This window comes from Arthrobacter sulfonylureivorans (assembly GCF_047607445.1).
Classification (GTDB): Bacteria; Actinomycetota; Actinomycetes; order Actinomycetales; family Micrococcaceae; genus Crystallibacter; species Crystallibacter sulfonylureivorans_A.
In genome coordinates, this window is sequence record NZ_JBLKRT010000009.1 from 1 (window position 1) to 13,304 (window position 13,304).

General features: G+C 67.7%; 13 protein-coding genes and 1 pseudogene. All 14 read left to right on the top strand.

The window, feature by feature from the left end:
• Positions 1–203 (top strand): annotated as a pseudogene (locus tag ACMX2H_RS05950) (EscN/YscN/HrcN family type III secretion system ATPase); the annotation flags it as partial.
• Between the two features lie 2 nt (positions 204–205).
• A complete protein-coding gene (locus ACMX2H_RS05955) occupies positions 206–628 on the top strand; it encodes a flagellar FliJ family protein (RefSeq protein WP_414959617.1) in 423 nt (140 codons plus the stop codon).
• Positions 625–1,548, top strand: a complete 924-nt coding sequence (locus tag ACMX2H_RS05960; RefSeq protein WP_414959618.1) for a C40 family peptidase — start codon at positions 625–627, stop codon at positions 1,546–1,548. Before ACMX2H_RS05955 ends, ACMX2H_RS05960 begins: the two co-directional genes overlap by 4 nt.
• Entirely contained in the window at positions 1,545–3,251 is a 1,707-nt protein-coding gene (locus ACMX2H_RS05965; protein ID WP_414959620.1) for a flagellar hook-length control protein FliK, read from the top strand. Before ACMX2H_RS05960 ends, ACMX2H_RS05965 begins: the two co-directional genes overlap by 4 nt.
• A 13-nt stretch (positions 3,252–3,264) precedes the next feature.
• Positions 3,265–3,801 carry a flagellar hook assembly protein FlgD gene (locus ACMX2H_RS05970; protein WP_414959622.1) on the top strand — a complete coding sequence of 179 codons (537 nt, stop codon included), beginning with the start codon at positions 3,265–3,267 and terminating at the stop codon, positions 3,799–3,801.
• Between the two features lie 90 nt (positions 3,802–3,891).
• Positions 3,892–5,088, top strand: a complete 1,197-nt coding sequence (locus ACMX2H_RS05975; RefSeq protein ID WP_414959623.1) for a flagellar hook protein FlgE — start codon at positions 3,892–3,894, stop codon at positions 5,086–5,088.
• 211 nt (positions 5,089–5,299) lie between these two features.
• On the top strand, positions 5,300–7,174 hold the full coding sequence (locus tag ACMX2H_RS05980; RefSeq protein WP_414959625.1) for an HNH endonuclease signature motif containing protein: 1,875 nt from the start codon (positions 5,300–5,302) through the stop codon (positions 7,172–7,174).
• A 287-nt stretch (positions 7,175–7,461) separates the two neighbouring features.
• Entirely contained in the window at positions 7,462–7,779 is a 318-nt protein-coding gene (locus ACMX2H_RS05985; RefSeq protein WP_136784872.1) for a flagellar FlbD family protein, read from the top strand.
• Entirely contained in the window at positions 7,780–8,601 is an 822-nt protein-coding gene (locus tag ACMX2H_RS05990; protein ID WP_136784871.1) for a motility protein A, read from the top strand.
• Positions 8,598–9,683 carry an OmpA/MotB family protein gene (locus ACMX2H_RS05995; RefSeq protein ID WP_414959628.1) on the top strand — a complete coding sequence of 362 codons (1,086 nt, stop codon included), beginning with the start codon at positions 8,598–8,600 and terminating at the stop codon, positions 9,681–9,683. Before ACMX2H_RS05990 ends, ACMX2H_RS05995 begins: the two co-directional genes overlap by 4 nt.
• 216 nt (positions 9,684–9,899) lie before the next feature.
• Positions 9,900–10,808, top strand: a complete 909-nt coding sequence (locus ACMX2H_RS06000; protein ID WP_414959630.1) for a flagellar motor switch protein FliM — start codon at positions 9,900–9,902, stop codon at positions 10,806–10,808.
• Positions 10,805–11,503 carry a flagellar motor switch protein FliN gene (gene fliN / locus ACMX2H_RS06005; RefSeq protein ID WP_136784869.1) on the top strand — a complete coding sequence of 233 codons (699 nt, stop codon included), beginning with the start codon at positions 10,805–10,807 and terminating at the stop codon, positions 11,501–11,503. The genes ACMX2H_RS06000 and fliN overlap by 4 nt, the downstream gene beginning before the upstream one ends.
• Positions 11,504–12,436 (top strand): flagellar biosynthetic protein FliO, encoded by a 933-nt coding sequence (fliO, locus tag ACMX2H_RS06010; protein WP_414959632.1) that lies wholly within the window; start codon positions 11,504–11,506, stop codon positions 12,434–12,436. It begins immediately after the preceding gene.
• Positions 12,437–12,438: 2 nt separating this feature from the next.
• Positions 12,439–13,302 (top strand): flagellar type III secretion system pore protein FliP, encoded by an 864-nt coding sequence (gene fliP, locus ACMX2H_RS06015; RefSeq protein ID WP_414959730.1) that lies wholly within the window; start codon positions 12,439–12,441, stop codon positions 13,300–13,302.
• The last annotated feature ends 2 nt before the right edge of the window (positions 13,303–13,304 follow it).

Here is a 13,304-nt window from a genome sequence, read left to right on the forward strand (position 1 = left end):
AGGTTCTCGCGGCCCGCAAGGCGGCGCAGGACCTGCTGGACGTGGGCGCCTACCAGGCCGGCTCCAATCCGATGGTGGATGCGGCCGTGCAGCACGAAGACGACATCAACCTGTTCCTGCAGCAGCGGATGGACGACCAAACGCCCGCCGCCCAGTCCTGGGACCAGCTGAACCGCCTGACCCGCACCCTCGGAGGTATGTAGAGATGGCTCGATCCTTCCCCCTGGCCGGACTGCTGCGGTTGCGCCAGCTCCAGCAGGACCAGGCTGCCGGCAACCTCGCCGCCGCGAACAACCGCGCCCGCGAGTCCGGTGCCCGGGTGGTGGCCGCCCGGAACGAGCTGGGCGAGATCATCAGCGAGGTCTCGGATGCTGCCACGCTCCATGCCGTGGCAGCCGCCCGGTCCTCCTCGCGCAGCATGCTGGCCGATCTGGAGAACCTGGACCGTGCCCGGCAGCACGAGGCCCAGCAGGCGCAGCAGGAGTTCCTCGCCGTGCGCATGCAGTCCGTGGGGTTGGAGAAGCTGGAATCCCGGCATGCCCAGGCCGAGGCAGTCGAAGAGCTCCGCCGCGAGCAGCTGATCCTGGACGAGTTGTCCATCGGCGCCCGGGGCGGTGACGGACGATGAGCATGACTGATGCCATGGGCCGGATCCAGCAGATCCAGTCCACCCTGACGCAGCTGGCCCAGCCGACCGTTGCCGCCGAGGCTGCGTCCGGCACCTCCGCCGGCAGCTCAACCGGGGGCAGCACGGCCAGCACCTTTGCCGACGCGCTCACTGCCGCGGCTCGCAGCTCCGCGGTCAGCGGTTCGACCGCCGTGGCCGGGAGCGCCGCGACCGGTAGTGCGGCCGAACTGATCGCCGCCACCGAGAAGTATGTGGGCCTGCCCTACGTCTGGGGCGGCAACGATGCCTCCGTCGGGCTGGACTGCTCCTCCTTCGTGCAGCACGCCTTCCGCGACATCGGCATTGACCTGCCGCGCGTCACCTGGGACCAGATGAAGGAAGGCACCCCGGTAGCCTCCATGGCCGATGCCAAGCCCGGCGACCTGCTCTTCAGCTTCGACGGCGGCCATGTGTCCATCTACCTGGGCAACGGCAAGGCCATCGATGCCCCGCAGCCCGGCGACACCATCAAGGTCCGCGACGCGTGGGAAAACGACTCCAACATCACCACCATCCGCCGCATCCTGCCCGATGAACCCACCGTCCAGGCCGCCGGCGGGTTGGGCGCCGCGGGCGGGTTGGGCGCCGCCTTTGGCGCTATTGCCGGTTCTGCGCCCGGCTCAACCGCACTGACCGCGGACCAGCAGCACGCGCTGACCGAACTGATCGGTGCGGCGCAGCTGTCCACCTCCACCGGGTTAAGCTCCATGCTCAGCGGCCAGAACGGCACCTCCGGAGCGATCAGCGCCATGCTGTCCGGCCAGACCGGTAACACCGGCCTTGCCGCCATGCTTTCCGGCCAGGGCTCCGCCGGTTCCGGACCATTGACTGATCTGCTGGCCACCGCACAGGCAGCCATGGCGACAGGACGGCGAGCATGAGCCTGCCGCTGAATTCTCTGCCTATCGCTGCCGCCGCGCCGTCCCGCGCCGGCAGCGCATCCGGTGCGCGGTCCTCCGGCTCCGGCTTCGAGTCCGCCATGCAGGACGCGCTCCAGCAGGGGGCTGCCTACAAGCCTTCCAAGCACGACGCCGCTGCCTCCACCGGGGGCCACAAGCCTGCCGGCGGGGCCACCGGGCAGACCGGATCTGCGCCGGCAGGGGCCGGCGCCGGTTCGGCACAGCCTGGTTCGGGAGCTGCTCAGCGAGGCGCCGGAACCGTGTCGGCTCAGCCCGGCGCCGGTGCCGAGCGGCCCGGCTCCGAGCGGCCTGAGGCCGGTGACAAGGCGACGACTGGGCCTTCCGCTGCCCCGTCCGGCGGTGCTCAGGCTCCTGATGGAACTGCTGCGCAGCCCGTCGATGCTCCGCTGGCCTGGCCGTTGGTGGGCGGCCACATCCTGCCCGCAGGCGACGTGCCAACCGGCGCTCTAGCCACGGGAGAAGCCGCGGGGACTGCGACCGTCCGGGCTGATGCGCTTGCAGGCCTGCCCGTGGGCACAGCAGGCGACGGCGGCACCGGTGACGGGGTTGCCACGCTGGCCGCTGCCGGCAGCGGGACCGGTGCAGCCGCTGGTGCCGGGACTCCTACTGGCCAGGCTGTGCCACAGGTTGGCGCCGGCGAGCCCGTTGCGGCCAACGCGGTTCCCGGCCTTGACCTCTCCGCACAGGGAGCCGGGAAAGCCGGAGCCCAAGGTGTGGGCACCGCAACCCCGAATGCCCTCGCCGCCGCCGGCTCAGCGGCCGTCACCGGTTCTCCGGCTGGTGGCGCTGCCTCCGCGGCACTCGCAACCAGCGCAGCCTCAGGGAGCGCGGCCGGCGTGACCGCAACCGCGGCCGTCGCGGGTGGCACTGGGGAATCACAAGACCAGACTGGGGCCCCACCCGCGCCAGGCGCCGCCCCGACCCAGCCACCGGCTCAGGCGACCGTTGCTACCCAGCTGCCCACCGGCGTCGTACTTCCTGGCCAAACCGGGCCTGGAACGGCGGCCCCAGCTGGAGCGGCTGCAGCACTCCCCGGGGCAACGGCCGCTGCTACGGCGTCGGCTTCCGCCACCAGTGTCCGCGCCGATGTGGAACAGCTGCCCGCCAACGGCCAGCTTCCGGTCGCGGCCCAGCCTGCCCCGGTGTCGCAGCCCGCGGCATCGGCTCCGACTGCGGCACCTGCTCCTGTCCCGCCGCACCAGCAGTTGCCCTTCACCGCGCAGGTGGCACGACCGCTGTTCACCCTGGCGCAGGCCAAGCCCGGTGAGCATGTGATGACCATCAGCGTCACGCCGGACAATCTGGGACCGGTCACGGTCCGTGCTCACGTGACGGGGGAGGGCGTGCGGGTGGAGCTCTTCGCTCCGAATGACGCCGGACGCGATGCCCTGCGCGCCATCATGTCCGACCTGAAGCGCGACCTCGCGTCCACCGGCATGAACGCCAACCTGGACCTGTCCAACCAGAACCGGCCCAACGATGCCCGCCCAGACATGCAGTTCGGTCCCGACGGCAGGCCCGCCGGCAGCCCGCAAGGCCAGGACGGCCGGCCGGGAGGAACCTCCGGAACATCCCCCGGAACAGGCACCGCCACGGACACCACCGATCCATCCGCCCTAAGACGTCCCTACGGGATTTCGACCAGCCTCGACGTGCTGGCCTGAGACAAGGAGAACCATGCCCACCGACTCAGTCACGCCCGTCGCGGCCACCGGGATGTACACCACGCCTCCCACCCGTGCGCCGAAGCAGACCATGGACGGCGAGATGTTCATGCACCTGCTGGTTACCCAGCTGCAGAACCAGGACCCGAGCTCGCCGATGGACACCAACCAGATGATCTCCCAGAGCACGCAGCTGGCCATGATGGAGAGCATCGCCACCATGACCACCACCAGCGAGGAGAACTTCTCGCTGCAGATGCGCGGTGTGGCCGCGGCGTTGGTGGGTCAGCAGGTGAGCTACTACGGCCAGGACGGCGCGCTGATTACCGGCACCGCCAGCTCGGTGTCCTACGCCGGGCCGGTCCCGCAGGTGATCGTCGACGGCAAGGAGATCCCGTTGGATCTGATTGCCGGGATCAACGCCGCCACGTCGGGGGAGCCAGGTTCCGGCGGAGCTGACGACGGCGCAGCCTCCTCGGGTGGATCGGGCACCTCCGGCGCCGACGCCTCGGGGACCAGCGCTTCGGGGACCAGCGGGGGCGCCGCCTGACTTGTTGTGTCCTAACTCCGCTTTCGCAAGCAACAGATTTTCCCAGTCACTGAATCACTCGTCCGTTCCACGATCCGAAAGGCGCTGATCATGCTCCGCTCGCTCTACTCCGGAATCTCCGGTCTCCGGTCGCACCAGACCATGCTGGATGTCACCGGCAACAACATCGCCAACGTCAACACCACCGGCTTCAAGGCCTCCTCGGTCCAGTTCCAGGACACCCTGTCCCAGATGACCCAGGGCGCAGGCGGCCCGCAGGCCCAGGCCGGCGGCACCAACCCGGCTCAGGTGGGTCTCGGCGTGCAGGTTGCCGGCATCTCCACCAACTTCACCCAAGGCTCCTCGCAGGCCACCGGCAAGGCCACCGACATGATGATCTCCGGCGACGGTTTCTTCGTCACCAGCAAGGGCGGCGAGCAGCTCTACACCCGCGCAGGGGCGTTTGAGCTGGACTCCACCGGGCGCTTGGTGTCGCCGGATGGCGCGATTCTGCAGGGTTGGATGGCAGTCAATGGGCAGATCCCGGTCGGCGGCCCCATCGGCCCCATCGACCTTTCCCCGGAGGCAATTTCTGAAGCGAAAGCGACCACCTCCGCAGAACTCACGGGCAATCTCCCGGCCGATGCGAAGGACGGCGACGCGTTGGTCCGCGACATTGAGATTTATACAGCTGATGGTACGAAGACGACTATGTCCCTGACCTTCACTCGCGTGAATGATGGAACCACGAACGGCTGGGCCGTGACCAACTCGAACGGCGGGGCAGCAGTGACCACGCTCGATCTTGCCGCTGACGGAACGCTGTCCCTCAATGGCGCCCAGAACGCCGTCGTCACACCAGCCGGCAACGTTGCCGTGGATCTCTCGACGCTGACCGGTTATGCCGGCATGACCACCGTCGGCTTCGAGAGTCAGGACGGCCGCGCCGCGGGCGCACTTGAGTCCTTCACGATGGCCAATGACGGAACCCTCATGGGCTCCTTCAGCAACGGCCAGCAGACTGTCGTTGGTCGTATCGCCTTGGCCAACTTCACCAACCCCGGGGGCCTCGAAAAGGCAGGCTCGTCGTCGTACCGCGCTACGGCCAACTCCGGCCAGGTTGAGCTGGGCACGGCAGGCACGGGCGGCCTTGGCACGCTGGCCGGCGGCTCGCTGGAAATGTCCAACGTGGACCTGTCCCAGGAGTTCACCAACTTGATCGTTGCGCAGCGTGGCTTCCAGGCCAACGCACGCATCATCACCACCTCCGACGAAGTGCTGCAGGAACTGACCAACCTGAAGCGCTAGCCCGGAGGCTTCAAGCCACCACCGAAGTGCAGCTGCCCGACCGTTCGCGGGCAGCTGCAGCGGCCGTCTGCACCGTTCGCAGGCGGCCGCTTTTTCTTTGCCGCGGGGGATCTCTTCCTCCGGCGTTGGTTGTCTTGCGGCCGTTCGACTATCCCTACACATTGGGTTGTTTCGATGGCGGGTCGAAAGTGTGTACGAATAAAATTGTGGTATGGCGCTTGCACCGTTGGACCGGACCGGGGAGTTGGAGGAATCCCTCGCCGGCGTGCGCGCGCTGCTGCAGGATATCGCCGCGTGTTTCACCGCTGAGTCCGGTTCGCTGAGCACCCGGGAGCTAGCGAACACGGTAGCAGCGGTCGAGGACGTTTCGAAGGTCGTGGAGTTCCTGCAGGCCGTCGGCGCCCACGCGGTGGAGCGTGCGGACATCGCCGCGAACGGGGAAACCGCAGCCAACACCGGCACCCTTGCAGACTCGCCGGATGCCGCCGGTACCGCTGTTGCCGCCGGTGCGGCGGGGTGGGCGGACCCAGCCGCGGCGATCAGTGCCGGCTCCGGAAACAGCGCCGGCGGTGGTGACGGGCCGGGTGCTCTTGACCCCGCGGGGCCAGACAACGCGGCGCCGGGCGGTGCGGGTCAGACGCAGCGGCGGCGTAAGACCGAGTTCCGGAACAACGCCGAATACCTGCGCTCGAGGCTGGGGATCAGCATCATCGAAGCCCGCCGCCGGATGCGGGTCGGCAAAGCGGTGACCGCGCCGGTGCGGTTCGACGGCGAACCCGGCACCCCGGCCCTGCCCGTGCTGGCGGAGGCGATGGCCGCCGGCGAAATCAGCGGTCATGCCGCGGCCCTGGTCACCGATTCGCTCGGCCGGGCCGGCCATGCCGCGCCCGACCCCGGGACGCTGGGAGCGATGGAAGCGTCGCTGGTCCGGCAGGCCGCCGAGACCGACACGGACACGCTGGCGATGGTCGCCAAGACCTGGGAAACAGCGGTCGACCAGGACGGTGCCGAACCCTCGGAGGAGGAACTGCGGGCCCGGCAGGGCATGTTCTACCGCGGCCGCCGGCGCGGACTGCACCAGTTCGTCATCAACACCACCGACGACCAATACGAAGCCCTCGCCACCGTGATGAACAGCGCCGCCAACCCCCGCCTCCAGTCCGACGCCATCGAAACCGCCGGCATGACCCCGTCCGAGAGCGGCACCAGGGAGACCAACACGACCGGCAGCCCGCGCGGCAACGGGACCACGGGAGCCGACCAGGCGTTCATGGCAGGCACGGCCGGTTCAGCCGAAAACGGGACCGCCGGGTCGGCAGGCGGCAGTGGCGCCAGACTTGGAACCGCAGAAACCGGGACCACCGATGCAAGCAAATCCGGCATCGACGATGGTGCCGCCCCGGACAGCATGGCCGCTGCGGATGGGGGCGGGGCGTCGGAGACCGATCCCGCCGGGGTGGATCCTGCGGTGGTTGCGGCAATGGATGACTTCACCCGGGCGCAGAAGCTGCTGGCCGGGCTGGTCGGTGCCTGCCGGATCGCGCTGAACACCGGCAGGCTCCCGGACTCCGGCGGGCACCGCACCCAGGTCATGGTCACCGCCGGCTACGAACAACTCGCCGGACTGCTCACCGGCGGCGGCAACGCGGTATTCAACGGCCCGGTCTCGGCCAAAACCGTGCGCCGGATGGCCTGCGACGCCGAGATCATCCCCGCGATCCTCGGCACCAAAGGCGAAGTCCTGGACCTGGGCCGGTCCCAACGGTTCTTCAACCGTCCGATCCGCCGGGCACTGCTCATCCGGGACAAAGGCTGCGCCTTCCCGGGCTGCACCATGCCCGCGTTCTGGACCGAAGCGCACCACATCGTGCCCTGGTGGGCCGGCGGCCGCACCGAAGTCAACAACGGCGTCTGCCTCTGCGGCCTCCACCACGACCTGATCGAGCAAGGCACCTGGAACATCACCGTCCGCGACGGCATCCCCTGGTTCACCCCACCCGACTACATCGACCCCGACCGCCAACCCCTGCGCAACACCTACTGGCAAACCCACATCCCACCCCAACCACGCTGCACACCCCAATAGAGTCGGCTCCGCCGGTGCCCCCTGCCATGGTGCGAAACGGCCGTCCGAGGGGATACACCGCCGACCAAGGGGAGGACAGGCCCACCCATGGGAGGGGCGCCGCCACCCACCGGCGCTTGAGCAGACGCGTGGCGCATTCCAATCAATAGGGATCAGAGGCTGTTCCGGCCCGTCCGAGCGGGGTGACACATCTGACAACCAGCCCGCTTAGCTAACCGCGGGGCACGCGCGGCCGAAGGTAGTAGGTAGCGGCTCACCGGAGCCCTCGAGAAACCTGGGATGGGCTGATGATCGTAGTAACGCGGCTGAATGACAGCCAGTTTGCGGTCAACCCTGACCTGATTGAGCGCATCCATGCGAACCCGGACACCACGCTGGTGATGGTGGACGGTGCAAAGTACATCGTCACCGAGACGTTGAGCCAGGTCATCGAGATGATCGCCAGCTACCGCGCCTACGTGCTGCATCTGGCCCGTGAGCTGCCGCCCTCAGTCCACCAGCACAGCCACCCCCAGCTCGGCCTTGTGCCCCCCGCGGCGCCGGCTTCCGGAGATGAATCCGGAGACTCCGGTAACACTGTGCCGCTGCGCCCTAGGAATACGTAAATGGATCCCGCAACACTTATCGGCCTCCTGCTGGCCTTCGGCTCGCTCTACGCGATGATCACCCTTGAGGGTGCGCACGTCGAGGCGCTCCTCATCCCGGCCCCCATGATTCTGGTCTTCGGCGCCACCATTGCCGTGGGTCTGGCGAGCACGACGCTCAAGGATGGACTCCAGGCGTTCAAGGCGCTGCCACGGGCCTTCACCGGCAAGGTTGCGAAGCCTCAGGTAGTCATTGACCGGGTGGTCGAGTTGGCCGAGAAGGCTCGCAGCGAGGGGCTGCTTGCGCTCGACGCGGAGGCCACCGAGGAGAAGGATCCGTTCATGCAGCGGGCGCTGCAGAACATTGCGGACGGCACCGACGGCGAGGAGTTGCGGATCCTCCTCGAAGACGAGATCAGCACGAAAGCCCGCGCCGATCGCCAGTCCTCGAAGTTCTACATGAGCATGGGCGGCTATGCGCCGACCATCGGCATCATCGGCACGGTCGTCTCGCTGACCCACGTGCTGGAAAACCTGTCCACGCCGGACACCCTCGGACCGATGATTGCGACGGCGTTCGTGGCAACGCTGTGGGGTCTGTTGTCCGCCAACTTCATTTGGCTGCCGATCGGCGGCAAGCTAAAGCGCCTGTCCGATCTGGAAACCGAGCGCATGACCCTGCTGATGGAAGGCATGCTGGCCGTACAAGCCGGCAGTCAGCCGCGTCTGCTGGGGGAGCGGTTGCGGGCCATGGTTCCTGCACATGAGATGGGCGCCGGCAAACCGGGCAAGGAAAACAAGTCCGGTAAGTCTGACGGCAAGCCAGAGGCCAAGGCGGCATGAAGTCACGGCGTCCGCGTCGGCCGCTCGAAGAAGAAGACGAGCACCCGGACGAGCGGTGGATGGCGTCCTACATGGACATGGTTACCGTCCTTATGTGTATGTTCATCGTCCTCTTCGCGATGTCCACGGTCGATGCGGCCAAGTTCCAGCAGCTGGCCAACTCTCTGGCTACCGGCTTTGGTGTGGTGCGGACCCAGACGGTCGATACGGCTGAGGGTGTAGTGGTTCCTCCGGAACTCATCGACGAAGACGGGCAAGGCTTCACCGCAGGCGACGCCGAGGAAGACACCGAAGGCGAGCAGAAGACCGATCTGGACCTGGCCATCGAGGAGGTCAGCGACCTGCGCAGCATCCAGGAGAAAATCACCAAGGGGCTGCAGGAAGAGAATTTGGAAAAGGCGGTGCGCTTCCAACTGGATGAACGCGGCCTGACCGTCCGCCTGATCGGCAGCGAAACGTTCTTCGAACCGGATTCACCCGTTCTCACGAGGCAGACCATCAGGATCCTCAATGTGGTGGGACCCGTGCTCAAGCCTGTTTCATACGAACTAAAGGTCGAGGGCCACACGGCGCAGGTGCGCCATCTGGACCCGGGGGCTCTGGACTGGGAACTCTCGTCCGAGCGCGCAGTGAATGTGCTGCGGCATTTGGTGGAGGACAGCGGCGTCGTGTCGAACCGGATCTCCGCTGTGGGCTTTGGTGAGTCCAGGCCGTTGAAGACCAGCGGGAGCGACGAGGACCTGGCGATGAACCGCCGCGTGGACATCGTGGTGCTCTCCGGCCAGCCCGAGGCCATCCGCAATCTGATGCCCGAGGTGCTCAAGGACCCGGCCGGTGCCGCCAAGGATGCTGCCGCCGAACGGGCGGAAGCGGCCAAGAAGGCTGCCGAAGCCGACGCGGCGGCAAAGGCTGCGGCCGAGGCCGAAGGCTCCGAAGGCAAGTCGGCCGAGCGGGTGGCCGGCGAGCCGGGCGCAGGAGGCTCCGGTGGTGGCGAAGTCGTGACCGGCGGCGATGGCAAGGTCGGTCCGGGCCCGAGCGCCACCTATTCACCGGCGCCCGGCGGAAAGTCCGACGATCACTGAGACGGGCGGGAAGTCCGACGGTCACATAGGCGGGCGGAAAATCGGGCAGTCGTTGACGGGCCCGCTGGCTGCTGAAGCCGGTTTGCCGGCTGAAGCGGGAGCGGGGCAGCAGTTGCCGCTGGCGCGTGCTCGCGTTGGGGAGCCCTGCGACAACCCAGGTGCATCACATTTCGCGGACTCCTAACGTCCGGGAAATCGCTGCCGATAGTGCCTGCTGTGACGGTCCAGGAACATGTGCAATCTAGCGCGCCCGAAAAGCCGGCCAGAGCCGTCGAAGTATACGACTTCCGGAGGCCGACCACACTGGCGCGCGAGCACTCGCGCGTGCTGGAACTGGCCTTCGAAACCTTCGCCCGCCAGTGGGGCACCCAGCTGACCGCAAAGGTCCGCGTGATCTGCACGGTGACCTCCGAGCAGGTCCAGATGCAGACCTACGACGAGTACGCGGCCTCGCTGCCGGCCAGTACCGCGATGGTGCTCTGCGCCCTGGATGACATCACCGGCAAAGCGGTGATCCAGTTCCCCACCAAGGCGGCGATGACGTGGGTGGACCACATGCTGGGCGGGAACGGCACCCACAACTACCCGGACCGCAAGTTCACCCAGATTGAACAGGCCCTGGTCAGCCGACTGATGGAAGATGCGCTGGAGGACCTGCGCTACTCCCTCGGCTCACTGCTGACCACGCCGATCAGCTTGGACCAGATCCACTACAACTCGCAGTTCGCCCAGGCGGCCGCCACGAACGACCTGATGATTGTGGCGACGTTCGAGATCCGCGTGGGCGATCTGGCCGCACCGGCCACGGTGGCCATCCCGGCCGAGGTGCTGCTGACCCAATTGCGCGACTCTTTCGCCCTAAGCAGCCCGGCCAACGCCCGCAAACTGCTCGAGACCCAGCTGGTGCAGATCCCCGTGGATGTTTCGCTGCAGTTTGCCCCCATGCGGGTCCGTCCGGGCCAGGTCCTTGACCTGTCGATCGGCGACCTGCTGCCGCTGCCGCACCCGCAGCACCGTCCGCTGGACGTCGCCATCAACGGCGAATGTCTGGCCCATGCCGCCGTCGGCGCCAACGGCAACCGCCTGGCCGGAGTCATTGTTACAACCGAGGAGAACGCCCGATGACACAGACCCAGACCCTGCAGGCTGCTGCCGCCGACGCGCTCCTGGGGCTGCTGCCCACCAACACCCCGCTGTACGCGGTCCGCCAGGACGAGGGCGGGCCGCTGCCCGGGCAGGTGGCCTCCGCCGTCGTCGGTTCCTTCGTGGGCGGAACGTCCGCCGATGTGGCGCTGGTGGTGGCCGATCAAGCCGCACTGGCCGCGGCCGCCGGTACGGATTCCCCACTGGTTTCCGCCGCGGACCTGCTGCGCCCGGCGCTGGAAGCGGCCACGTCGGTGCTCGGCGCCGGCGTGCTGGGGGAGGCCCACGTGGCCAACGCCGCAGCGTTGTTCTCCGACCCGGAAGCTGCGGTGTTCAAGCTCACCGGCGGAGACGGCGAGGCTGGCGGCTGGTTCGCCATCCGGCTGCGTGAGAATCATGCGGGCAACGGTGTGGACGAGTCCGTGCTGGCCAAGCTGGGGCGCATCAACAACGTGGAGATGGCGCTGACCGTGGAGATCGGCCGCACCCGGATGTCGGTGCGCGATGTGCTGAACCTGGAACCGGGCGGCGTGATTGAATTGGACCGCTCGGCCGGTGCCCCCGCAGACGTGCTGCTCAACGGCCGCCTGATCGCGCATGGCGAGGTCGTCGTCGTCGACCAGGACTACGCCGTCCGCATCACCAAGATCCTCGATGTGCCCGAAGGACTTCTCTAAATGGAGACCGTGGTCCTCGCACTGCGGGTAGCGCTCTCGCTGGCCGTGGTGCTCGGACTGCTCTGGGTGCTGCAGCGCCGCTTCAGCCGCGGCGCCCGCACCGGTGCGCGCAAGCTGGTGCGCGTAGTGGAACGTCAAACCATCGGGCCGAAGGCTTCGGTTGTGGTGGTGGACGCCGACGGCCAGCGCTTCTTGCTCGGCGTCACCGACCAGGCCGTTAATGTGCTCGACACCCGCGAGGCTCCGGCGGAGGAAGAAACGCAGCCCTCCCACCGGGCACCGCAGACCGCGTCGGACAGCTTCGCCCGGCTGCTGGAAGCGGCCACCGGCCGTGCCGCAGGCAAGGGCCACGCCGCAGGCCGCACTCCTGCACGTGCGATGGCCACTGACCGGGCAACAACCCAAACATCAGCCCAGTACGACGGCGGTGCCTCGCCGCGACGTGCCGCGGCGCCTGCCGTCGGTGCCGGTTTCACGGACGGTGCCCATGGCTCCGCTGCCGGTAACGGCCGGCCCGAAGGCATGGGCGATGCCGCCGGTCCTGCCAACCCGTTTGATGCCGCGGTGGCCGGCTATTCCGCAGCACCCGCTGCCGGATCCTTCGACCTCCCGCGCCGCGCGGCGCGTCGTGCCGCAGCGCAACCGCAACCGGTGGAGACGGAGACGTACGGCTACCACCAGTCGATGGACGAACAGGAGCTCGACGGCGCGGCGTTCGAAGAGCCGCGCCAGGACACGGACGTCATTCCGCTGCGGCACGCCGGGCTGTACCCGATCGACGGCGGGCGCCGTTCCGAGCGCACCGGCCGCCGCGCATCCCGGGCGGCCAGCTGGCAGGATCAGTTTCCGGACTCCCCGCTGGCAGGCTCCATCCTTTCTCCGTCCACGTGGAAGCAGACGGCCGAAGCCCTGAAGCAGGTCCGTTCGCGTTGAGCATCACCGGCACTCCGGCCGTCACGGCAGGCCGCTGGCCTCGTCTGGCCACCACAGCACTCCTGGCACTACTGCTGGCAGTGCTTTTTGCCGTAGCTGCCGCGCTCCTCAACGCTCCTTCAGCTTTCGCATCGCCAGTCGCCCCCGTACCGCCGATTGACCCGTTGGCGCCCACGGAGCCGGGTTCACCGGACGGTGACGGCGGCTTCTCGGTGGAGATCAACGGGCCCAACGGCACCCCGTCGTCGGCGGTCATCACGCTGCTGGGCATCACCCTGCTGTCGGTGGCCCCGGCACTGCTGCTGATGATGACGTCGTTCACCAAAATCTTCGTGGTGCTGGCGATGACCCGGAACGCCCTATCGCTGCCATCGATCCCGCCGAACCAGGTGCTCGCCGGGCTGGCACTGTTCCTGTCCTTGTTCATCATGTGGCCGGTGCTGACCCAAGTGAACGAGCTCGGTGTGCAGCCCTACATGGAAGGGACCGAGACATTCACCGACGCGGTCTCAGCCGCGGCCGCCCCGCTGCAGAACTTCATGCTGGCGCACACCCGGCAAGAAGACCTGGCGCTGATGATGCGGGCGGCGGACATGCCCAACCCGGCGAACCCGGAGGAAGTGCCGCTGCAGACCCTGATTCCGGCATTCATGATTTCGGAACTGCGTGCCGCGTTCATCATCGGGTTCGTGATCTTCGTGCCGTTCCTGGTGATCGACCTGGTGGTCGCCTCGGCGCTGATGTCCATGGGCATGATGATGCTTCCGCCGGTGATGATCTCGCTCCCGTTCAAGATCCTGCTCTTCGTGCTGGTGGATGGCTGGGGCCTGATCATCACCGCGCTGGTCGGAAGTTACGGTACCTAGCT

Coding starts and splice junctions, on each gene's coding strand:
- ACMX2H_RS05955 (WP_414959617.1), top strand. CDS start 206: ATGGCTCGATCCTTCCCCCTGGCCGGACTGCTGCGGTTGCGCCAGCTC.
- ACMX2H_RS05960 (WP_414959618.1), top strand. CDS start 625: ATGAGCATGACTGATGCCATGGGCCGGATCCAGCAGATCCAGTCCACC.
- ACMX2H_RS05965 (WP_414959620.1), top strand. CDS start 1,545: ATGAGCCTGCCGCTGAATTCTCTGCCTATCGCTGCCGCCGCGCCGTCC.
- ACMX2H_RS05970 (WP_414959622.1), top strand. CDS start 3,265: ATGCCCACCGACTCAGTCACGCCCGTCGCGGCCACCGGGATGTACACC.
- ACMX2H_RS05975 (WP_414959623.1), top strand. CDS start 3,892: ATGCTCCGCTCGCTCTACTCCGGAATCTCCGGTCTCCGGTCGCACCAG.
- ACMX2H_RS05980 (WP_414959625.1), top strand. CDS start 5,300: ATGGCGCTTGCACCGTTGGACCGGACCGGGGAGTTGGAGGAATCCCTC.
- ACMX2H_RS05985 (WP_136784872.1), top strand. CDS start 7,462: ATGATCGTAGTAACGCGGCTGAATGACAGCCAGTTTGCGGTCAACCCT.
- ACMX2H_RS05990 (WP_136784871.1), top strand. CDS start 7,780: ATGGATCCCGCAACACTTATCGGCCTCCTGCTGGCCTTCGGCTCGCTC.
- ACMX2H_RS05995 (WP_414959628.1), top strand. CDS start 8,598: ATGAAGTCACGGCGTCCGCGTCGGCCGCTCGAAGAAGAAGACGAGCAC.
- fliN (WP_136784869.1), top strand. CDS start 10,805: ATGACACAGACCCAGACCCTGCAGGCTGCTGCCGCCGACGCGCTCCTG.
- fliO (WP_414959632.1), top strand. CDS start 11,504: ATGGAGACCGTGGTCCTCGCACTGCGGGTAGCGCTCTCGCTGGCCGTG.